General features: G+C 65.5%; 19 protein-coding genes, 1 tRNA gene and 1 pseudogene. 10 read left to right on the forward strand and 11 right to left on the reverse strand.

Annotation, left to right across the window (positions count from 1 at the left end; genetic code table 11):
• Positions 1-404 precede the first annotated feature (404 nt).
• The 5 genes from OOT46_RS10305 (at position 405) to OOT46_RS10325 (ending at position 6,490) form a co-directional block, all read left to right on the forward strand.
• The gene (locus tag OOT46_RS10305) at positions 405-854 is read left to right on the forward strand and encodes a GyrI-like domain-containing protein (RefSeq protein ID WP_265403512.1); all 450 of its coding nucleotides are present in this window, start codon (positions 405-407) and stop codon (positions 852-854) included.
• Positions 851-1,759: an AraC family transcriptional regulator gene (locus OOT46_RS10310; protein ID WP_265403513.1), complete on the forward strand. Its 909-nt coding sequence runs from the start codon at positions 851-853 to the stop codon at positions 1,757-1,759. The genes OOT46_RS10305 and OOT46_RS10310 overlap by 4 nt, the downstream gene beginning before the upstream one ends.
• Before the next feature lie 406 nt (positions 1,760-2,165).
• Positions 2,166-3,725, forward strand: a complete 1,560-nt coding sequence (locus OOT46_RS10315) for a M20/M25/M40 family metallo-hydrolase (RefSeq protein WP_265403514.1) — start codon at positions 2,166-2,168, stop codon at positions 3,723-3,725.
• 342 nt (positions 3,726-4,067) lie between these two features.
• Positions 4,068-4,739 carry a carbonic anhydrase gene (locus tag OOT46_RS10320; protein ID WP_265403515.1) on the forward strand — a complete coding sequence of 224 codons (672 nt, stop codon included), beginning with the start codon at positions 4,068-4,070 and terminating at the stop codon, positions 4,737-4,739.
• A gap of 122 nt (positions 4,740-4,861) precedes the next feature.
• Positions 4,862-6,490, forward strand: a complete 1,629-nt coding sequence (locus OOT46_RS10325) for a SulP family inorganic anion transporter (RefSeq protein WP_265403516.1) — start codon at positions 4,862-4,864, stop codon at positions 6,488-6,490.
• Positions 6,491-6,635: 145 nt separating this feature from the next.
• Here OOT46_RS10325 and OOT46_RS10330 read toward each other — a convergent pair whose 3' ends face one another.
• From OOT46_RS10330 to OOT46_RS10340, 3 genes are all read right to left on the reverse strand, one after another.
• Complete coding sequence (locus tag OOT46_RS10330) at positions 6,636-7,451, reverse strand: hypothetical protein (RefSeq protein WP_265403517.1); 816 nt, start codon at positions 7,449-7,451, stop codon at positions 6,636-6,638.
• Positions 7,445-7,840 (reverse strand): TA system antitoxin ParD family protein, encoded by a 396-nt coding sequence (locus OOT46_RS10335; protein WP_265403518.1) that lies wholly within the window; start codon positions 7,838-7,840, stop codon positions 7,445-7,447. Before OOT46_RS10335 ends, OOT46_RS10330 begins: the two co-directional genes overlap by 7 nt.
• A gap of 422 nt (positions 7,841-8,262) precedes the next feature.
• A complete protein-coding gene (locus OOT46_RS10340) occupies positions 8,263-8,736 on the reverse strand; it encodes a hypothetical protein (protein WP_265403519.1) in 474 nt (157 codons plus the stop codon).
• 284 nt (positions 8,737-9,020) lie between these two features.
• On the opposite strand from OOT46_RS10340, the gene OOT46_RS10345 reads away from it, so the two are divergent.
• Positions 9,021-9,215, forward strand: a complete 195-nt coding sequence (locus OOT46_RS10345; protein WP_265403520.1) for a helix-turn-helix domain-containing protein — start codon at positions 9,021-9,023, stop codon at positions 9,213-9,215.
• 338 nt (positions 9,216-9,553) lie between these two features.
• Here OOT46_RS10345 and OOT46_RS10350 read toward each other — a convergent pair whose 3' ends face one another.
• The 4 genes from OOT46_RS10350 to OOT46_RS10365 form a co-directional block, all read right to left on the reverse strand.
• Positions 9,554-9,946: a hypothetical protein gene (locus tag OOT46_RS10350; RefSeq protein ID WP_265403521.1), complete on the reverse strand. Its 393-nt coding sequence runs from the start codon at positions 9,944-9,946 to the stop codon at positions 9,554-9,556.
• A 234-nt stretch (positions 9,947-10,180) separates the two neighbouring features.
• Entirely contained in the window at positions 10,181-11,290 is a 1,110-nt protein-coding gene (locus tag OOT46_RS10355; protein ID WP_265403522.1) for a type VI immunity family protein, read from the reverse strand.
• Positions 11,268-11,972 (reverse strand): VRR-NUC domain-containing protein, encoded by a 705-nt coding sequence (locus OOT46_RS10360; protein ID WP_265403523.1) that lies wholly within the window; start codon positions 11,970-11,972, stop codon positions 11,268-11,270. The genes OOT46_RS10355 and OOT46_RS10360 overlap by 23 nt, the downstream gene beginning before the upstream one ends.
• Positions 11,969-12,541 (reverse strand): PAAR domain-containing protein, encoded by a 573-nt coding sequence (locus OOT46_RS10365; RefSeq protein WP_265403524.1) that lies wholly within the window; start codon positions 12,539-12,541, stop codon positions 11,969-11,971. The genes OOT46_RS10360 and OOT46_RS10365 overlap by 4 nt, the downstream gene beginning before the upstream one ends.
• Before the next feature lie 645 nt (positions 12,542-13,186).
• Between OOT46_RS10365 and OOT46_RS10370 the strand changes: the two genes are divergently transcribed.
• Positions 13,187-13,690, forward strand: coding sequence for a hypothetical protein (locus OOT46_RS10370; RefSeq protein ID WP_265403525.1), 504 nt, complete (start codon positions 13,187-13,189; stop codon positions 13,688-13,690).
• A gap of 262 nt (positions 13,691-13,952) precedes the next feature.
• On the opposite strand, the gene OOT46_RS10375 is transcribed toward OOT46_RS10370, so the two are convergent.
• Positions 13,953-14,026 (reverse strand) — tRNA-Gly (locus tag OOT46_RS10375).
• Between the two features lie 116 nt (positions 14,027-14,142).
• On the opposite strand from OOT46_RS10375, the pseudogene OOT46_RS10380 reads away from it, so the two are divergent.
• The 3 genes and pseudogenes from OOT46_RS10380 to trmB all read left to right on the forward strand — a co-directional run.
• Positions 14,143-15,021, forward strand: a pseudogene (locus tag OOT46_RS10380) (UvrD-helicase domain-containing protein); the annotation flags it as partial.
• Between the two features lie 874 nt (positions 15,022-15,895).
• Positions 15,896-16,105 carry a 3'-5' exonuclease gene (locus OOT46_RS10385; RefSeq protein ID WP_265403587.1) on the forward strand — a complete coding sequence of 70 codons (210 nt, stop codon included), beginning with the start codon at positions 15,896-15,898 and terminating at the stop codon, positions 16,103-16,105.
• A gap of 48 nt (positions 16,106-16,153) precedes the next feature.
• Positions 16,154-16,879, forward strand: coding sequence for a tRNA (guanosine(46)-N7)-methyltransferase TrmB (trmB, locus tag OOT46_RS10390; protein WP_265403526.1), 726 nt, complete (start codon positions 16,154-16,156; stop codon positions 16,877-16,879).
• 7 nt (positions 16,880-16,886) lie between these two features.
• On the opposite strand, the gene OOT46_RS10395 is transcribed toward trmB, so the two are convergent.
• From OOT46_RS10395 to OOT46_RS10405, 3 genes are all read right to left on the reverse strand, one after another.
• Positions 16,887-17,744 (reverse strand): undecaprenyl-diphosphate phosphatase, encoded by an 858-nt coding sequence (locus OOT46_RS10395; RefSeq protein WP_265403527.1) that lies wholly within the window; start codon positions 17,742-17,744, stop codon positions 16,887-16,889.
• 100 nt (positions 17,745-17,844) lie between these two features.
• Positions 17,845-18,453 (reverse strand): hypothetical protein, encoded by a 609-nt coding sequence (locus tag OOT46_RS10400; RefSeq protein WP_265403528.1) that lies wholly within the window; start codon positions 18,451-18,453, stop codon positions 17,845-17,847.
• On the reverse strand, positions 18,446-19,678 hold the full coding sequence (locus OOT46_RS10405) for an ABC transporter permease (protein ID WP_265403529.1): 1,233 nt from the start codon (positions 19,676-19,678) through the stop codon (positions 18,446-18,448). Before OOT46_RS10405 ends, OOT46_RS10400 begins: the two co-directional genes overlap by 8 nt.
• Positions 19,679-19,733 lie beyond the last annotated feature (55 nt).

The following is a 19,733-nucleotide window of genomic DNA, read 5'->3' on the forward strand; positions in this document are numbered from 1 at the left end:
TTCTTGTTCCTTAGGGGCCGCATCGGGCGCACAAAGCGCCTTGGCGGCAAGTGTTCTTGTCAGGATGGCGGGCATCGGCACCCTCAGGCGCCTGCCACCGACCCATGCGGCGCCCTCCCAGAGCGCCTGCTGCAACCTGGATATCCAGCCTTTCGCGGGGTGGTTTAGCGAAATCAGGAGCAAGAGTGAAACGACAAGCAACAGAAACAGCGCTGCGGCAGACAAGAGCCTTGCCGGCATTGACGTCGCTAGACAGTCATCTGGTTACTTGTCGACCCGACTGACCGAACAAAGCCCAGGGAGAGCCGACCGATGCTGTGGCCTGGCAGCGCGAAGTCCGCAAGACTTGTCAAATCGACCCGTGCCACGATGCGACGCATGGAATCACAGGAGGAGTCACCCGCATGAAGACCATCCACCAGACCCAACCACTCACCATCGTGGGCCTCGAACTGCGCACCTCCAACGACGAGGCGTTCACCACCATTCCCGCTCATTGGCAGCGCTTCGCCCGCGAAGCGGTGTTGCAAGGCATACCGAACAAGACATCGGCCGACGTCTACGCGGTCTACACTCACTTTGAGCACGAGGGTGTCGACAACCGCGGCCACTACTCGCTGATCGTCGGCGCGCCGGTGGCCGGCCTGGCCGAGGTGCCGCCCGGCTTGGTGTCGACGGTCGTACCGCCGTCCACGCGCGCGGTGTTGGCGGTGGAAACCGGGCGGCGCGACCTGGTGGGCGAGGCCTGGCGTCGCATCTGGGAGAGCCAGGACTTGAAGAAGACCTTCATCGCGGAGTACGAGCACTACAAGCCGAACGGCGAAATCGACATCTGCGTCGGAATCGCCGAATGAGCGCGCTGACGGGCAGGATCGACTATGCCGAGCGCCTGCGCCGCGTGACGGCCTACATCCACGACCACCTCGACGAGCCGCTCGACCTGAGCCGGCTGGCCGATGTGGCCTGCCTGTCAGCGCACCACTGGCATCGGGTGTACCACGCGGTGCATGGCGAGACGGTGGCCGCCACTGTCAAGCGGCTGCGCCTGCACCGCGCCGCCGGCTACATCGCGCACGGCACGATGCCGATCGCGGAAGTCGCGCGCAGCTCGGGCTACCCCAACCTGCAATCGTTCACTCGCATCTTCAAGTCGGTGTACGGCATGCCGCCAGCGCGCTACCGGGAACAGGGCAGCCATGTGGCGTTCCGGGCGCCGCCACCGGCCGCGCCCGGCCCGGAGCACCCGGTGACGATCGAGACCTGGCCGACGCAACACGCGATCGGCGTCGCGCACCGCGGCCCCTACATGGGCATCGGACGTGGATTCGAAATCCTGCTCGGCCGGCTGGCCACACGCGCCGACGTGCCCCGGCCCTGGCGCATGCTGGGCCTGTACTTCGATGATCCGGCGGCGATGGAGCCGGCCGCGCTGCGCTCGACAGCCTGCGTCGCGGTGGAACACGGCCACCCGCTGGCCGACACGGTGATTCGCGGCGGGGTTTACGCGGTGCTGCGCTACCGCGGCCCGTACGCCAGCATGCACGGCGCCTACCGCTGGCTCTATGGCGAATGGCTGGTGCGCTCCGGCTACGAGGCGGCCGACGCACCGGTGGTCGAGGAATACCTCAACGATCCGCGCAGCACGCCACCGGCCCAGCTGCTGACCGACATCCGCCTGCCTCTCACTCACGCTCAAGGAAACGCCGGGCCGCCGCTGTTCAAAGATGCGCCGCTCGTTCCGTCGGACGTGTTCAAGTAGATGCCGCTGTGGTCGCCGGTTGCGTTTCCCGTGAAGCCGCGACCCTTGTAGAAGCCGTCGTCGGCCGGGTGGCCGGCTTCGAAGTTGAGTCCGGCAATGCCGCCCGCTGTTCCCCAGGGGCCGAAAGCATCGAGTTCTTCCCGAAGACGAAGCAGTCGCGGCCGGCCCCACCGGTGAGCACATGCGATACACCCGGGCGCTGGCGGAACAGTCCTGGCAGCCCTTGCAGCCGATGTGTCTTGTTGCTGAAAAACCCTTGGCCGGGCGCTCGGGCCGCCCCTAGGATGGACCCGCGCTGGCCTCGTGCCGGCGCTCGCACGCTTTCGGGGCCGCTCGATGCCAGGTGGGCCACAAGCGCGCCCGGCAGGGCTGCTCCGGAGTTTTTTCATCTCACCGGGGACTCATGATGCGTTTTTCTTCCGTGGCCATCGCTGGTGCCGGCCTGCTTGCGTTCTGCTCGGCCGCCCATGCGGGTGACAAGGTCTGGATCAGCTTGGGCGATGCCGCGCTGGCCCAACTCCAAAAACACACGGCTGTTGCGGTGACGGCCCGTGTGCAGGCCGACGTCGGCGATCCAACCAGGGCGGCCACTGCGGGCGGCGTCGAGGGCGTCCACCTGGTGCAGGTGGACGAGGACGACCTCGCCAAGCTCTCGGAATCGGTACACACCGAGCTGCGCCGCTGCGGCGGCTACATGTACCACGCCAGCCAGGCCGAGGGCCTGACCACGCTGCAGCGACTGTCAGGGGCCGCCCGGCCCGCCACGCTGGCAGCCGCCACACGCCCCAGCTACATCATCGACCAGCAAAGCCTGGTCACCCCGATGCTGTCGCAGATGCAGGCCAGCACTATCGGTCAGACCATCCTCGATCTGTCGGGCCATGTGAATCGTCATTACCAGACGGCAGCGGGCGTCAACGCGTCCGACTGGCTGAAACAGCGTTGGAGCGCACTGGCCAACGGACGCCGCGATATCACGGTGGAGCAGTTCAAGCACCCGAACTGGAAGCAGAAGTCGGTGATCGCGACGATCCGGGGCACCGACAACCCGGACGAGGTGGTGGTGCTCGGCGGACACCTGGACTCGATCAACCAGGCGGGCACCAGCGAGACCACCCGCGCACCCGGCGCCGACGACGACGCCTCCGGCGTCGCCAGCCTGACCGAGGTGTTCCGCACGCTGGTGGCCAACGGCTACCAGCCTCGGCGCACCTTGAAGTTCATGGCCTATGCCGCCGAGGAGGTGGGACTGCGCGGCTCGCAGGAGATTGCCAGGAGCCATGCGAATGCGGGCATCAACGTGGTCGGCGTGATGCAGCTGGACATGACCAACTACAAAGGGTCGGCCGACGACATCTACATCTTCACCGACTACACCGACGCCCAGCAGAACGCCTTTGTCACGAACCTGATCCGGACCTATCTGCCCACACTGAACATCGGCAGCGACCGCTGCGGCTATGGCTGCTCCGACCACGCCTCCTGGAATGCGCAGGGCTATGCCGCGTCCATGCCGTTCGAGGCGGCGATGAACCAGAGCAACCCCCACATCCATACAGCCGACGACACCTACGCCAACACCGGCAGCATGGCCGAGCATTCACTGAAGTTTGCACGGATGGCGCTGGCCTACATGGTCGAGCTGGGCAGCGACGGTCCCGGCCTGCCGGACAAGGTGGAGACCTTCAATGGCAGCCTGGCCCGGAACCAGACGCGCAGCTTCGGCCCCTTCCGGAGCACGGCCGGCAGCACCTTCAAGGCCAGCACCACCGGCACCGGCGACATCGACCTCTATGCCAAACGCGGCACACCGCCGACGACGAGCAGCCACGACTGCAAGTCGGACGGGAGCACGGCCACGGAAAGCTGCAGCGTGGAGGTCGGCGCCGATGGGGAGGTGTATGTGGTGTTGAAGGGGTACACGGCGGGGAGCTACGACCTCACGGTGAGCTATCGGCCACAGTGAGCCTGGCGGGAGAGGCTGCACGTGGTGATCGTGCTTTGCCGCCTGCAGCACCCGCAACACAAGGAATCCCTAGTTCAGTGCATCCGGCGCGTGTACATGCATACACCATCTACACGACTACATGCATAGACAAGATGTAGCACCGACATAGGCACAGCGATCCCGCAGCGCGACGCGATCCAGCAGCAAACATGGGCCTCGCGCTGCCTTCCTCACGACAGCGAATGTTGCGCGTGAAAGGGAGTGAAAAGCTCACTGAATTCTCATTGCCAGATAGAACACAGACGCTACGCTTCCTTCACTTGTTCTCAATGACTGCAACTAAGGAAGGGAGCCGATCCGATGCACTTGCCAACACGCTTCATGCTCGAGAACCGTGCCTGGGCCAGCGAGATGGAGCTGCGCGACCCGCGCTTCTTCGAGAGCCTGGCTACGGGTCAGCAGCCTGATGTGTTTTGGATTGGATGCGCAGACAGCCGCGTGCCCGCGGAGCGCATCACCAACGCCGCACCGGGCGAGCTTTTCGTTCACCGCAGCATCGCCAACCTGGTCCTGCCGAATGACAACAGCATCATGAGCGCGCTGCAATACGCAGTCGAAGAATTGAAAGTCGGCAACGTGATCGTCTGCGGTCACGACGCCTGCGGCGGCGTGCGTGGCGCCCTGATGCCCGCGCTCGAGAACGAAGGCAGGGCCGCCACCGAGGACACCAACTACCTGGCCGATCGCATCCGCCCCTTGCGCGATCTGTACCGCCGCTGCCGCGACGAGGTCGATGGTGCCGGCAATGCCGAAAAGGATCCCCCGCTGCGCCTGGCACGCAGCGTCGATCGCCTCGTCGAGCTCAACGTGGCCGAGCAGGTGCGCACGCTCGCGAAAACACGCATCGTGCAAAAGGCGTGGCAGCGCGGCCATGCCCTGCGCCTGCACGGCTGGGTCTACGGCCTGGCCAACGGCCGCTTGCGCGAGGTGCTGTCGATCGACGCCCGGCAGGCCGTGACAGAACCGGCCTGACCGGCACGCGCTCAGCCGTCCGCTGAAGCGCCTCCCTCTGTTTCATCTTTCATGTGCTCGTGGTGGCAGATGCCGCCGCGAGTGCCTTTGTTCGCCCTTTTCCTTGTCAAGGAGTAGATCTCATGCGCACCGACTCGTCCGCGCCCCGGCCCGGGGACCTGGACATCTTCCGCCACTTGAAAAACGACCTGCCGGCAGGCACGGTGGTGTTTCTCGTCGCGCTGCCTTTGTGCCTCGGCATCGCGCTCGCCAGCGGCGTGCCGCTGCTGGCCGGACTCGTGTCCGGCATCGTCGGCGGGCTGGTGATCGCCTGGCTTTCCGGCTCGCAGCTCAGCGTCAGCGGTCCGGCAGCCGGGCTGGTGGTGATCGTCGTCGATGCCATCGCTGCCTTGGGCAGCTTCGAGGCCTTCCTGGTGGCCGTGGTACTGGCCGGCGTCCTGCAGCTGCTCCTGGGTGTGTTGCGCGCCGGCAATCTCGGCTCCTGCTTTCCGTCCTCTGTGATCAAGGGCATGCTGGCCGCGATCGGCATCACGCTCATCATGAAGCAGTTGCCGGTCGCCTTCGGCTTTGCCTCGGCCAAAGAGGCACTGACACGCGTGCCCCAGGACGTGCAGGCCATCGACGCCTGGCAGGCAGCGCTCGGCGCGATCACCGAAGACGCGCTGATCGTCGCGCTGGTGTCGCTGGTCATCCTGTTTGTCTGGGAGACAGCTCGGATCAAGCGCCTTCCCGTCCTGGGCAAGGTGCCGGCGCCGCTGATCGTCGTGCTCTGGGGCGTCGCCTACCATGCCCTGATGGTGACCGCCGATCCGGCTGCGGCCTTGGCGGAACATCAGCGCGTCACGCTGCCCGAAGTCGACAGCCTCGGCAGCCTCTTCGGCCAGCTCAGGTCCCCCGACTGGTCAGCCCTGGCGAAACCCGAGCTCTACATGACCGCGGTGTCGCTGGCGATCGTCGCGAGCCTGGAGACGCTGCTCAGCGTGGAAGCGGCTGACAAGCTGGATCCGCTCAAGCGTGTGTCCTCTCCCAATCGGGAGCTGCAGGCCCAAGGCGTCGGCAACGTCGTCGCCGGCCTGCTCGGCGGCCTGCCGATCACTGCGGTGATCGTACGCAGCTCCGCCAACATCCAGGCCGGAGCCCGCACCCGGCTGTCGTCCGTCGTGCACGGGGTGCTGCTGCTGTTGAGCGTGCTGTTCCTGGCCCAGGTCCTGCACTGGCTCCCGCTGGCCGCCTTGGCGGCGATCCTGCTGCAGACCGGCTTCAAGCTCGCCAAGCCGACCCTGTTCGTGGCGGCCTGGAAGCAGGGACCGGCCGGCTGGGTGCCTTTCGTCGTGACCATCGCTGCCATCCTCGCCACCGACCTCCTGATCGGCATCTTCATCGGTTTGATCTGCAGCATGCTTTTCGTGATCAATGCCAACATGCGCGGCGCGCTGTCCCTCACCTCCCACGACGGTGCCTACCTGCTGCGACTGAACAAGGACGTTTCCTTTTTCAGCAAGTCCAGGCTGCGCCGCTATCTCGATCAGGTCGAGCCCGGCAGCGAACTGGTCGTGGACGGCTCGCGATGCCATTTCATCGACCGGGACATCCTCGAGGTGCTGGACGACTTCGTCGCCCATGCCGGGCCGCGCGGCATCAAGGTGGAGCTGCGTGCGATGCCGGGGCCTGGTGAGCCAGGGGTGCAGGCCGCAGCAGCACCGGGCAGCGCCCCGGTGTCGACGGCGGCCCTGCCGTCGGCCGCCGGCTAGGAGCCGAGCTTTTTTGGGCAAGGCGGATACCTCGCTCATCGACCTGCTCTGCGGCGAGGCCGATCAAGGCCGACGTGCCGCGGGTTGACAGCCCGAGCCCGCTGCTCGGGCTGTTCATTCGAAGCAAGAAGAACCAACGGCCGGATCATGACTTCCTCCTTTTCAACGGTCGTGCGGCCGGTTCGGGTGCTTGGAAGCGAGACGAGTACTCCAGGGACATCATTTCTTTCAGGCCTGGCCAACGGTTTACCCAGAAGGGCCCCGGCGGAATGAGAGTCGGATCGATGGCATCGGCGATATGGATCCCGAAGCGTTGGGCGACCTTTCTGCCTGCATCCTCTATCGCCAGGCGCTCGATCTCAGACACGTATGCCTGGATCGGACTGCGGCCGGTCTCAAGGTCGGCATTCTTGGACAAGCGCAGTTCCTGACGTAGAAACTCTCGTGCGACGTCAATGGCCATACGGACTTGCATCACGCCCTTGTCGTCCTGCTTCTCGGGCAATTTGTAGAGATTGAGCAGGCGGCTGCGCAGAACATGCAGTGGGTGCATCACCAGGAAGTCCATCCCTGACATCTGCACCCGCACAGCTCGTTCGCGAACGGCTTCTGCATCGATGCCGAACACCTGGAAGAGGACGTCAACGTTGATGACCTCATCTTCCGAAAGGTCCACATAGGCCTGGCCCACCAAGGCAGTCAATGCTCGCTCGCTGGGGAAGTAGGTCGCCCCACGGATGGCCCGAGCAAAGGCGGCCACCCGCTCACGGCCCGCTGGCGAGCTTGTCAGGAAGTCGACGTCGTTGGATATGGCCGGGAACTTCGCGGGAACGGAGAGCCCATAACGCTGCACCCAGAATGCCAGCGCCTGGCCACCGATCAGGATGTCGTCTTCAGCGGTACCCAGCAGACGCTCCACCACCTCGGGAGGTGTGACCGCCTCAGACTTGCGCTTCACCATCCAGCGCCATCACTTTCCGGCGGGCTTGGAAACGTCAGCTTTGCGCTGCGAACCAGCTCGTCGGGAATGACGAAAAGCGACTGGGCAGTACGACGGCCTTCGACCACATCCCGCAGCAGCCCGCTCCTGCGCGCTGCGACCACTGGAGATCCAAGTCCCTCGTAACGCTCGGCGTGAGAGGAACCCAGTAGGGCCCGCACCTGGGCTTTCAAATCGACGTCCCCGTTGAGGATCTTTGTCGCCTGATCTGAGGTCAGACCGGCAGCATCCAGGGCGGCGCCAAGGCGAGCCCAGTATTCGATCTGCTGCGCCAAGGAGCGGCCAAGAGCCGCGCTGACCGTTTGAGCGAGGTCGTAGAGATCGTCGGAGACGCGGATTGATTGAGCCATACACCCAATGTATGTGGCAGATTGCCACAGGTCAAGGCCGGCGGCGCGCTATGCCACCCTGGCTCGGACGTCGCCAGTCGCGCGAACCACCCTCCTCGCCCGCAGGTTCAAGGCAATGCCTCTTAGGTGCAAGTCCTGGTTCAACGAGCCGCGTGTTCTCCAAGAGAAGAAGGTGCGCGCCGTAGATGGCCCGTGACGACCTCCTGCGTTGCCCTATCCGTCGATGCGGGAGGCGCTCATCAACATCCTGTCGGGCGGCGAGGGAGTCTGGCGTGTCATGACTTCTCCTCAGCAGTGGCGCTGCACAGGGACCGGCGGCCTGGCGCGATCGCGACCTGCCATCCACGAATGGCCGTGCGGCCCCTGCGCTTGCACAACAAAGCTGGCTCAGGGCGGCGCGGGGCGAACGAGGGTGCGGCGTGTCACGGACAGAACCGGTTGGTGGCCCAGAGCACGCCACCGCCACCGCTGTAGATCACGAGGTTGCAGTCGTCCTGGACGGCGAGCCACGCGCCCGGATTGCCCGCGGTGTTGGACGCCCAGATCGGCTGTGGGCCGTTGTAGAGGACGAGGTTGCCATCGGTCTGCATGATGAAGTGCGACGTGGATCGGCCCCAGGTGCCGGTGTCCCACAGTGCTCCCGTGCTCACGTACTCGACCACATTGCCGTCGTTCTGGTGCACCAGGGTCGCGCGGCCGTTGCAGGACGGCATCGAATCGCCCAGGGCCAGGTACTGGTTGGCGTACAGGGCGCCGCATTGCCGGGTGGCAGTCGTGGCGGTCCTCTGGGCCGCGGCGTCCTGAGGCGGCGCGGTCTCAGCCACGCAGAGCGCGCTGGCGGACGACAGGACGAGTTGAAGAGCGAGGCGCCGGAACGGCAATCGACAAGCTGACATGGATCCTCCTTGCGTTGGGGAAGTCGGCCGAAGCGGAACCCGGTAGCTGGGTTCCGAATCGGGTCCGTGGGGAGGTTAAGGCGGCTGTTCCTGTCCGGTGATACCCGTCCGGCCATGCGGCCATCAGAGCGACAGTCCGCATGAACGGCCCTGTGTCCGCGCCGATTTTTTGCTCCAAGCCGGAGCATGATGGGCACGGCCCGGCACTTGTCACGGCGACACAAGCACCGCTCGTTCCGCCCGCCATGCAAACGCCTTCCACCCCCGGCTCGGCATGTCGCAGGTTGGCCCTGAGCTACTCGCAGGAAGCCTCCGGTGACGCGTGCGGCATCGACCGCAGCGATATCGCTGGAATCGAGCGCGGCGAGCACAACTGGGCACTCATCAACATCCTGCGAATCATCGGAGCACTGGGACTGCAGCCATCCGAGTTCTTCCAGGAACTGGACCGCCCCACTAGGAACCGGTCCAAGCCGTGAGCGCACCTCGCGTGGCCCGGCCTCCAGCGCTCTCTTGGCGCCTAGCGCACCGACGATGCCAGGAAACGGAGCGAGTGGAAGTACAGCCGTTCCGCCTCAGCACTGCGGCAGAGATGCGAGTGACGCCGAGCTGGATTGCGCGGCTCGCTAGATGGTGGATACGGCATCAGAACTGCCGCAGGCCGGGCGCCCGAACAAAAACGCCTTGAAAATCAAGGCGTTAGCTGGAGCAGGTGAAGGGAATCGAACCCTTTGCCCGGCCCGCTGGAGCCCCCTCCGGCCTGTCGTTGCCTCGAAGATGGGGCAACAGAACCGGGCTGGAGGGGGCTAAAACGGGCTCATTCCGCAGTGGATTCCGCAGTAGCGCCCTTCCTCTGCCTGGCCGCGTCTTGCCGTGCCAAGGCGTCCCTCCACGCCTTGAAGAACACAGGCAGGTTGCGTGTGTCGTTCTTTACCCTGTAGCGCCTCCCGATCCCTTCGACGACCAGCTTCTTTGCGTCGACGAACTCGCCAGTGTCCGGAGGGAAATGTAGGAATCTGTCCCCCTGATCAGGCCAAAACTCAAAGTCCACCACCTCGCCCTCCGATAGGCGAATGGCAGAGTTTTGAGCGAGCCTGTGCTCATTCAACGCCTCCACAATTTCCCTGACGGTCATATTGCCGCCCGGGTCCTTCTGCGGGTATTTCGGTTCAGTAAGTGCCATCCACCACCTGTGCTTGGCGGACTCCATTGCAAGTGAGAGTACAACCGCTGGCCTTCGACCAAGGTTCGCAATCCTGATTCGCAAGCACGGGGTGGTTTCATCTGGCACGGCCCCAGCGTGATGATGCTCAATGACGCACCATGCTCGGACAACCGCCCGGTCGCGAAGGTAGTTGAGAATCGACAGAACGACCCCAATAACCGATAGCAGAATCGCCACCACGGACAGAAACTGCGGACTTAGCATGGACGTCATGGCACTTCAGAGCCGGTCCGGCAGCATCGTTTCCGTGCTCAGCTTTGGCTCGTCGAGCAGCTTCGCCTTATAGGGTAGCAACTCCTCTTCTGATACATCGAAGCGGCGGAGCCAGTCCTCTGCGGCCTGCCCTCTGATACGCGGTTCCCCGTCAAGTGAAGGGCCGTGCAGCGATCCAATCTGTGGGACACGAACGTCCTTCAGAAGCATGTTCGGAAGCACATAAATCGCGGGCTTCGGGTTTTGGTCTACTGGGGCGATTTCAGGCTGGGGACCGGCCTGAATCACCACTCCGTTGCCGTAGTCGTACACGGCGAACCAACCACCCGGAAGCTCAGAGCGAATCCTGCTCAGCCCACCGACCTTCTCGACCATGTCGTTGTTGATCGCGGTCAGCCAAGAGACCGTTTTAATTCCTCCCACAACCGCTCTTGAAACACCGAACGGTGTGCCGACGTCGAGCGCATTCAGCTTCTCCGCCATATAGGCTTCGACCGGCTCGTTATCGACGTCACGCACAACCGACCTCACCAAGGCGTTGCCGCCATAGCCATGTTCTGCCTTCAGCCGGCGCGCGAAGTTGACAAACATCTGCTGGAATGCGCGCGGGTTCTGATGCAGGTATAGCGGCGGGACACTGAAGCGCAGCGACGAGAAGCCCGCGCTTTTCAGCTTTGCTTGCCAACCCCGTCTTCCCACAACCTGGAATTCCCAAGCTCCGCTGTCATGAGGTTGCTTGCCGCTCACGTAGTAGAAGCTCACCAGGTCGTTTTCGTTCATCCGCTTCATCATCTCGCGCAGCGGCGCCGCTTTAGGGTAGGCCATCTTGTCTGGGCCTTCAGGCGGCTCCTCGCGCCACAGCCATGTGAGATGCTGTTTGGCGATGGCTTCATACTCTTCGAAGCACTCGCAGATGGCGTCGCGGACAGCTCGGGTGTGCGCGTCCTTGAAGAACAGCGTGCCCGTCACTGCAGGCACCGCCCCCACATAGTCTTGCTTGCCTTGCTTGGTCAGCAAGCCACCGGGGATGGCGGCTTTGTCCCCGTGCTCGCGCACAAACTTGACGTAGTCAAAAGAATCGGTCATTTCGTCCTCAGAACTGCGGAACGGGTCCACGAGGTGGCTTCCTGCCCAGTATGGTCATCAACAACCAACCGATGGCGCCAAGGGTGCCGATGTCTTCAACAGGGATCTTCGGCTGATCGGGCTCCGGCTTGTCGCAGTCGCACTTGTCTGGTGTCATCGTCACGACGTCTACGTCGCCCGCGATTCTCTTGTAGTCGTCCTTCTGAGCTTGGCTGACGGTGTCAGGGGGGAACTTCACCTCGACCACCTGCTTGATGTTGTCCTGCGTCGGCGGTTTGGTCGGGTCCTTCACGATCACGACATCAGGTCGCCGAATCATCCCCTGACCAGGCTGGAAAGGTGGGTGCTCGGGGTCCTCGGCCCACCACTTCTTGATCCATCCAGGCAGCCAGTCATGCCCTTTTGTCTCGACCGAGCTGTCCATGATGGGAGCCGGTGGCTCCTTCGTCATGTCGTAGTTGACCTCGGGCTTGTATGGGCTGCGGTGTTGCAACGCCTGGTCAACCACCTTGAGCCGACCGGACACGCACGCTTGCTTGAGCGAGCGTCCATCCTTCCCCACGTCCGGCGTGTCTTTGCACTTGCAGATGGCCGAGCAGACAACCTTCTTGTCTACGTAGTCGAGTTCAGGTTCATTAATATTAACGACCGTCGTCGTCCCCTCTTTCGACATGCCGCCGCTTGCGAACGGTCCTCTGTTCTGGTCTGTCATGATGTCTCTTGTTCGATCAGGTCGAATGCCAGCGCTTCTGCCGCATCACGGTCTACCCACTGCGTGTAGCCCTCTCCGTCGGTGGTGCCCGTGAGGTACTGCCCGCCGGTCGACCGAACCCGAACGCTCTTGCCTGCTATCGGCTGCCCGGTGTTCCGGTTCACCACCTGGAATCGGCCCCGGAAGCGCTCGCGCGCCTCATCCAGAGGTTCGTCTTCATACGCAGCAGCCAGGCCCTCCGCAATGTCGCCGAGCCGATCCATACCCACGCCGGCGGAGCCCAGACCAGAACCACCCGAGGGCTCTGTGGTCGTCAGCATCTGAGACGCGATGAGTGTCGCTCCACATGCGACTTTGCATCCGTGGTACGCAGCTGGCGAGCCGTCGATCACGATCGAGGCATCGCCTTGCACGATCGGAAATACCCCGCGGCATCCCTTCTTGGGGCAGGAGACCATGTCGCCGATGCGTGCGATGAGTGCGCCGTGAGTGTCGGTCTCCGCGGACGCGCCGATAACAGTGCCGCCGTGGCTGGTCTTGTCACCGAGAACGATGAACGGCTTTCCCATCCTGTCCTTTCCTCCCAAGCCCTTGTGGTTAGGGGCAGTATAGAAAGGAGAGGGAGCGAAATCGTTTCCGAGGGGCTCGGGACTGGCCTGGCGCCGCCTGCTCCCCGCAAGTTTGGGGGTACTCCAAAGCAGCCCGACACACGCGACGTCGCGCATTGCCCGTGCGAATCCTGTGATGCCGGCAGCACGGTCGAGCAACGCCGGCGTAACGTCACGGGCGTTACCGTCGGTGGTGTGCTGGTCGAATCAGCGGCGGACTGGTAGGAGCTTGCCGACCGTCAGGTCCGGGTCGTCCCAGGCCATTCGGGATGTAGGAGCGAACATCTCAGGCTTGTCCGGTAGCGTCGCCTCGATCTTCAGCCGTTCGCCTGCCACTATGCTGCTTCCACTCGCAGAAGGCGCAGGCTCATGGCACCAGCAAACGTCTTCGCGTGTTGCCTCCACTTCGTCCGCCAGACGCCCCGGCTCCAGGGATGGTCCGTCGTCGTCTCACCCACATCGTGAACGATCTCACGCGGCCACCTGCGGGGTTCCGGATAGGATGGGTCGGATATTGGTAGGAGCTGTGCACCCATGCGCCCCGGCCGCGCCCCTTGGTACCGAGACCCGCTCGCTTGGGTCGCACTGATAGTCTTTGTCCCCGTCATGCTGTTTGCCCTGTCCGACTTGGGCGCCTTTGCTTGGATCAGAGAAGACACAGCTCCGGCCTGGGTACAGGCGGTGTTCTCCGTCGTCGGTATTGCTATCGCGGTTTGGGTGCCTGCGGCCCAGGTCCGACGACAGCGCCAAGAGCGAGAGAAGGCTGAGAGACTGCAAAGTCTCCGCTTTAAAGTCCAACTGCTGGGACTCGCAAAGGAGGTCGGCTTCCTCGTTGACGCATTTGCGATTCGGCATCACGATCGACGACTTGACATGCAAGCCGTTGGCGATCTCCGCCAGCGCCTATCGGCCTACGAACCGATCGCGCCAGACGCCGAGGCCGCAGAGCTGATTCAGATCATTCGCAGCAATGTCGTCTCGCTTGTCGCCGCGCTCTCCACGCCTGCCTCACTCACCGACGAACAGATTGCGTTCCTGAAGCGGAATGCAGACGCGAACACGAAGCGGGCTCAAGCCGTACTCGCTGCAGCAGACGCTCGGACGTCCTGACCCATCGCCCTCATGACTGGATGCGATCCGTACTGTCGCTTCACAGCACTGTCATTCGCTGCAGACGGTGCTGAAGGACTACGCGAGGTGGATTCCAGACGCGGACCGTGGACGCAACCGGGCTGCGGTGAACGCCTCCGTGGCAGGCCGTTCGCATGACGTGACACGGGGTAGCGCGGCCCGCCAAGTTGCGGATTCCCCAGTAGAACCGCAGCAGGCTAGGCGCCTAAACAAAAAACCCGTTGTGAATCAACGGGTTGAGTGGAGCGGGTGAAGGGAATCGAACCCTCGTATGAAGCTTGGGAAGCTGCCGTTCTACCATTGAACTACACCCGCATTGGACGCGGATTGTAGCGCGAGCCGGCGCGTGAAGTCACGCGGCCCGGCCAACGGCCGCGCACTTCGCCCACAATGCCGGCTTTCCTTTGTCCCCGAGCGCCCCAGGAACCGCCTTGACCCCGGCCCGTTTTATCCCCAAGACCCTCACGCCGACCGACGAGCAGACGGCCGTCCAGACCGCGACCGCCAACACGCTGGTCATCGAGGCCAACGCGGGTGCGGCCAAGACCACCACGCTGGCCTTGCGCATCGCCGAGTCCTGCCAGCGCGGCGTGGCGCCCGAACACGTGCTGGCGCTGACCTTCACCGAGCCGGCGGTGGCGGCGCTGAAGGCCGCCTTGCGCAAGATCGGGCTGCCGCACGCCGTGGTCCAGCGCCTGCGCATCGAGACCTTCGAATCCTTCTCGGCCTCGGTGCTGCGCGTGCTGGAAGGCAGCCCGGTGCCGCTGCTGCGCACGGCCGAGGAGCTCCGGCCGTTTGTCTGGGAAGCGGTGCTGCGGGTCGAGAACAACCCGCACGAACGCCACCGCGACGAGCTGCACCTTCCCAGCGTCGGCGACAACGGTGCGATCGAGAGCTTCCTGCAGGAGATGCTGCACCTCAAAGGCACGATGCAGCTCGACCTCGACGCCCACGAGGGTCCGCTGGACCCGGACTACGCCGCCGAGCTGGGCCGCGACTACCTCCAGCTGCAGGTCTTCCGGCACTATGAAAACGTGGTTCGGCGCGGTGGCCATCCCGACAAGCCGGCCTTCCGCGGCCCCTTCGACGCGACCTACGACCTGGCGCGGCTGATCCTGCGCGCCGAACCGCTGCAGGGCCAGGCCGGCTGGCCCGGGGTCGTCAAGGTGCTGGTGGTCGACGAGATGCACGACCTCAACCGTGCGATGTTCGTGGTGCTGGAGCAGTTGCTGCTGAGCCACCCGCGCTGTTTCTTCTGCGGCGCCGGCGACCACGACCAGGTGATCCACAAGGTCGCGGGCGCCGAGGCCCGCTTCATGCAGGACGAGCTGGCGGTGCAGACGCACCGGCGCATCACCCGCCTGCCGCTGACCGCCAGCTACCGCTTCGGGCCGGCGCTGGCGCGCCGGGCGGGCCAGCTGGCCCGCAAGCCCTATGCCTCGAACAGCGAGCAAGACACCACCGTGTCGCTGCAGCATTACCGCGACGACAGCGGCTGCGTCGACCTGATTCTGCAGGAGGCGCAGGACTGGAAGACCCGCCACAAGGGCCGGCGCATGTCCGAGTTCGCGGTGCTGCTGCGCCACGAGGGCCAGTCCATCGCGCTGGAGAACCGGCTGCTGGAAGCCGGCCTGCCCTATATCGTGCGCGGCTTCGAGAGCTATCTGCTGCGGCCCGAGATCCTGCTCGTGCGCGGCCTGCTGGCGGTCGCGGCGGACAACTTCAGGAGCGTCGAGAGCGAGGACACACGGCGCCGCATCGTCGAGGCCTTGGTGTTTTTCTGCGAGGTGGAGATCGTCGATGCCGAGCGGCCCGAGGTGCCGCAGCGCCGCCTGGTGCAGGAGGCGGTCCAGGCCGCCATCGAGAGCCCGCGCGTGCTGGTGGCCTTCTTCGAGAACCAGGTGATGAAAAACGCGCAGCCGCGCCTGCGTCGCCGGCTCACGGCGGCGCTGGAGGTGGCAAAGAGCGAGACCGGGCCGCAGATGCTGCCGCACTTCCTCGAAGCGCTGGACCTGCGCGGCATGGCGGCCGGCCTGCTGGTGGAGAAGCAGCGGCGCGAGGAGGCGCTCGGCAACATCGAGGGCCTGACGCAGCTGGCCGGCGCCTTCGAGACGGCGGCCGAGTTTTTTTGCGAGCCTCAACGCCGCCGAGCTGCGACAACAGCAGCTCAAGGACAGCGAGAGCCTGGTTCTCGGCAGCATCGAGGCCGCCAAGGGCCTGGAGTTCGACCACGTCCTCCTGCCCTGGCTGGAGCGGCACCGCTTTCCCGACCCCCACGAGCCGGCCGGGGACGAGGCCAACCTTTTTTACGTCGCCATCACCCGGGCCCGCGAGCGGCTGACCTTGCTGGCGCGCGAGGACGCGCCCAGCGCGCTGCTGGCGGCGATGCAGTAAACGTGCGCCGGCGCTGGTCACGCGCCGTGCGCGGCACAATCCCGCCCTATGTCACACGATGAATCCACTCCCCCGCCGCCCGCCTCCGAGGCGCCGGACGAGGTCGCGCACCCGCGCTCCATCCGCAGCTATGTCATGCGCGCCGGCCGCACCACCGAGGGCCAGGCGCGCGCGCTGGCCGAACTGAGCCCGCGTTTCGTGCTGCCCTACCAGGAAACGCTGCTCGACGTCGAGGCGAGCTTCGGGCGCCGCGCCCCCACCGTCTTCGAGATCGGCTTCGGCATGGGCGAAGCGACGGCCCACATCGCCTCGGTCCGGCCCGAGGACAACTTCATCGGCTGCGAGGTCCACGAGCCCGGTGTCGGCGCCCTGCTCAAGCGCATCGCCGAAAAGCATCTCACCAACCTGCGTATCGTCCGCCACGATGCGGTGCAGGTGCTGGAGCACATGATCGCGCCGGCTTCGCTGGCCGGGGTGCACGTCTTTTTCCCCGACCCCTGGCACAAGAAGCGCCACCACAAGCGCCGCCTGATCCAGCCGCCCTTCGTGGCCCTGCTGGCCTCGCGGCTGGCGCCCGGCGGCTACCTGCACTGCGCCACCGACTGGCAGCCATATGCCGAGCAGATGCTCGACGTGCTGACGGCCGAGCCAGCGCTGCGGAACACGGCGGCCGACTATGCGCCCAAGCCCGACTATCGGCCCTTGACCAAGTTCGAGAACCGCGGCCTGCGCCTCGGCCACGGCGTCTGGGACCTGGTGTTCAGGAAACGCTGAGCCGGGCTCAGCCGTGCCACTCCACCCAGCCGGTCCAGGCGGTCAGGATCACCAGGCCGCCGAACACGATGCGGTACCACGCGAAGATGGTGAAGTCGTGGGTGGACACGTAGCGGATCAGCCAGCGGATGCACAGCAGCGCGCTGAAGAAGGCGAACAGCAGGCCCACGCCAAACATCGGCAGGTCCTCGACGCTGAGCAGCGAGCGCTGCTTGTAGAGCGAGTAGACGCCGGCGCCGATCAAGGTCGGGATGCCGAGGAAAAAGCTGAACTCGGTGGCCGCCTTGCGCGAGAAGCCGAAGATCATCGAGCCGATGATGGTGGCGCCCGAGCGGCTGGTGCCCGGCAGCAGCGCGGCGCATTGCACCAGGCCCACCTTGAGCGCGTCCAGCGGCGTCATGTCGTCCACCGTCTCGACGCGGGCGCGGCGGCCGCCTTCGAGGTCGCGTTCGCCGAAGTGGCGGCGGTGGCGGCGCTCGGCCCACAGGATGATGAGGCCGCCGATCACGAAGGCCGACGCGACGAAAATCGGGTTGAACAGCCGCTCCTTGATCATCGAGCCGAACACCAGGGCCATCACCACGGCCGGCACGAAGGCGATCACGACATTGAGCGCGAAGCGCTGCGCCGCCGGGTCGTGCGTGATGCCGGTGACCGTGCGCAGCAGGCGCTCGCGGTACTCCCACATCACGGCGAACATCGCGCCGGTCTGGATCGCAATCTCGAAGACCTTGACCTTGTCGCCCACCAGGCCGAGCAGCGAAGACGTGAGGATGAGGTGCCCGGTCGACGAGATCGGCAGGAACTCGGTCAGCCCCTCGACGATGCCCATGACGGCCGCCTTCAACAACAGCGCGATGTCCAAATAGCCCCCTTACTGAGAAACGCCGGGCATGATACCCAGGCGGATTGCTGAAGCTGTGTAGCTTCGCAACCGTGCAAGCGTCGGATGCCCGCGCAGGGCTTCAGCGCACCGGCTGCAAGGTGATGGCCAGGCCGCGCTCGGTGACCCGGATGGGACCGGGCTGATAACCCCGTGCGTCCAGCTGCTGCAGGTCCTCGGGCTTGAGTTCGTACACGCTCAGCTCGCTGAGCAGGTCCTCGGCCAGCGCGGTCGCGACGCGGCTCAGGCTGCCTTCGCGCTGGCCTTGCCAGCCCGTCAGGTCGAGCCGCTCGACACGCGGCTCCGACAGCCGCACGCTGCGGCTCGCGGGGTCGTAGCGCAGCCCGTAGCTCAGCCCGACCGTGCCCCGCACCGGCCGGCTGCCGAGGAAGGCGCCGAGCTTCAGGTCGAACTCGGTGCCCAGCCGGTTCTCCTGCGGCAGCAGCCGCAGCCGCGGCGACAGCGCGACCAGATCGAGCGCGCCGAGCACGCGCGAGTTGAAGGGGAACTGCCCGTTCAGCGCTTCGAGCAGCCGGGCTTCGGAGATCTCGAGGGTGCGCTCGCCGCGCAGCCCGGCGCAGCCGGTTGCCAGCAGACCCGACGCGGCAGCCGCGACCAGCAGCAGGCGACGCCGCGAGGCGGGCGATACGAGGCGCGCAGAGGGCGGCCGGAGGGGGCGGTTCTCATTCATGACGCAGAGCCTGGATGGGCAGCAGCGCCGCGGCGCGCCGTGCCGGATAAAACCCGAAAAACACGCCGACCGCGGCCGAGAAGCCGGCGGCCAGCACGATGGCCGGCCAACCCAGCACCACCTCCCAGCCGGCGAACCAGGCAACCGCCGCCGAGGCCAGCGCCCCGAGCGCGATGCCGATCGCGCCGCCGACGCCGCTGAGCGTGACCGCCTCGATCAGGAACTGCCCGAGGATATCGCGCGAGCGGGCGCCCACCGCCATGCGCAGGCCGATCTCGCGGGTGCGCTCGGTCACGCTCACCAGCATGATGTTCATGATGCCGATGCCGCCCACCACCAGGCTCACGCCCGCCACCGCGGCGAGCAGCCAGGTCATCACCTGGGTCGAGGCCTCCTGGGCCGCCAGCACCTCGGTGAGGTTGCGGATCGTGAAGTCGTCCTCCTGGTCGGGCTGCAGGCGGTGGCGCTGGCGCAGCAGCTGGCGCATGCCCTCCTCGGCCGCCTGCATGCTCTGGCCCTCGTGCACCTGCACCGTCACGCTGCCCACCGTGCGCAGCCGGCTGGAGCTGCGGCCCTGCACCCGGTTGCGATAGGTCGACAGCGGCACCACGACGAGGTCGTCCTGGTCCTGGCCGAAGGAGTTCTGGCCCTTGCGCCCGAGCACGCCGATCACGGTCAGCGGCACCCGGTTGACGCGGATCATCTGGTCGATCGGGTCCTCGTCGCCGAACAGCTCGCGCGCCACCGACTGGCCGATCAACGCGACCTTGGCCGAACGCGCCAGCTCGGCCGGCTCGAACAGCCGGCCTGCCTCCACCGGCCAGTCACGCACCTCGAAAAATTCATTGGTGGTGCCCAGCACCTGGGTCGGCCAGTTGGCGTTTTGCGCCACCACCTGGGCCCCGGTGCGCTGCTGCGGTGCGGTGGCCCGCACCTCCGGCACCTCGCGGGCGATCGCGATCGCGTCGTCCTCGGTCAGCGTGTTGCCGGCGCCGCTGCCCAGGCGCACGCCCGAGGCAGTGCGCGAGCCGGGCATCAGCAGGATGACATTGGAGCCCAGCGAGCGGATCTGTTCGGCCACCCGGGCCTGCGCGCCACCGCCGATGGCGATCATCGTGATGACCGCGGCCACGCCGATGATGATGCCCAGCATGGTGAGCACGCTGCGCATCAGGTTGGTGACCAGCGCGCGCCAGGCCGAGCGCCATGCCGCCGCGAAGTTCATGACAGCCCCTCGACCGACGGGTACGTCGGCCGATCCCCCGAGGGGATGCGGGCCG

It is taken from the genome of Aquabacterium sp. A7-Y (assembly GCF_026153205.1).
Taxonomy (GTDB): domain Bacteria; phylum Pseudomonadota; class Gammaproteobacteria; order Burkholderiales; family Burkholderiaceae_C; genus Caldimonas.

Bases quoted from the DNA above. Each gene is read 5' to 3' on its own strand.
- OOT46_RS10325 (WP_265403516.1), top strand. From the start codon at position 4,862: ATGCGCACCGACTCGTCCGCGCCCCGGCCCGGGGACCTGGACATCTTC.
- OOT46_RS10310 (WP_265403513.1), top strand. From the start codon at position 851: ATGAGCGCGCTGACGGGCAGGATCGACTATGCCGAGCGCCTGCGCCGC.
- OOT46_RS10365 (WP_265403524.1), bottom strand. From the start codon at position 12,541: ATGGGAAAGCCGTTCATCGTTCTCGGTGACAAGACCAGCCACGGCGGC.
- OOT46_RS10330 (WP_265403517.1), bottom strand. From the start codon at position 7,451: ATGGTGAAGCGCAAGTCTGAGGCGGTCACACCTCCCGAGGTGGTGGAG.
- OOT46_RS10370 (WP_265403525.1), top strand. From the start codon at position 13,187: ATGCTGTTTGCCCTGTCCGACTTGGGCGCCTTTGCTTGGATCAGAGAA.
- OOT46_RS10320 (WP_265403515.1), top strand. From the start codon at position 4,068: ATGCACTTGCCAACACGCTTCATGCTCGAGAACCGTGCCTGGGCCAGC.
- OOT46_RS10335 (WP_265403518.1), bottom strand. From the start codon at position 7,840: ATGGCTCAATCAATCCGCGTCTCCGACGATCTCTACGACCTCGCTCAA.
- trmB (WP_265403526.1), top strand. From the start codon at position 16,154: ATGTCACACGATGAATCCACTCCCCCGCCGCCCGCCTCCGAGGCGCCG.
- OOT46_RS10305 (WP_265403512.1), top strand. From the start codon at position 405: ATGAAGACCATCCACCAGACCCAACCACTCACCATCGTGGGCCTCGAA.
- OOT46_RS10405 (WP_265403529.1), bottom strand. From the start codon at position 19,678: ATGAACTTCGCGGCGGCATGGCGCTCGGCCTGGCGCGCGCTGGTCACC.
- OOT46_RS10340 (WP_265403519.1), bottom strand. From the start codon at position 8,736: ATGTCAGCTTGTCGATTGCCGTTCCGGCGCCTCGCTCTTCAACTCGTC.
- OOT46_RS10350 (WP_265403521.1), bottom strand. From the start codon at position 9,946: ATGGAGTCCGCCAAGCACAGGTGGTGGATGGCACTTACTGAACCGAAA.
- OOT46_RS10400 (WP_265403528.1), bottom strand. From the start codon at position 18,453: ATGAATGAGAACCGCCCCCTCCGGCCGCCCTCTGCGCGCCTCGTATCG.
- OOT46_RS10360 (WP_265403523.1), bottom strand. From the start codon at position 11,972: ATGACAGACCAGAACAGAGGACCGTTCGCAAGCGGCGGCATGTCGAAA.
- OOT46_RS10315 (WP_265403514.1), top strand. From the start codon at position 2,166: ATGCGTTTTTCTTCCGTGGCCATCGCTGGTGCCGGCCTGCTTGCGTTC.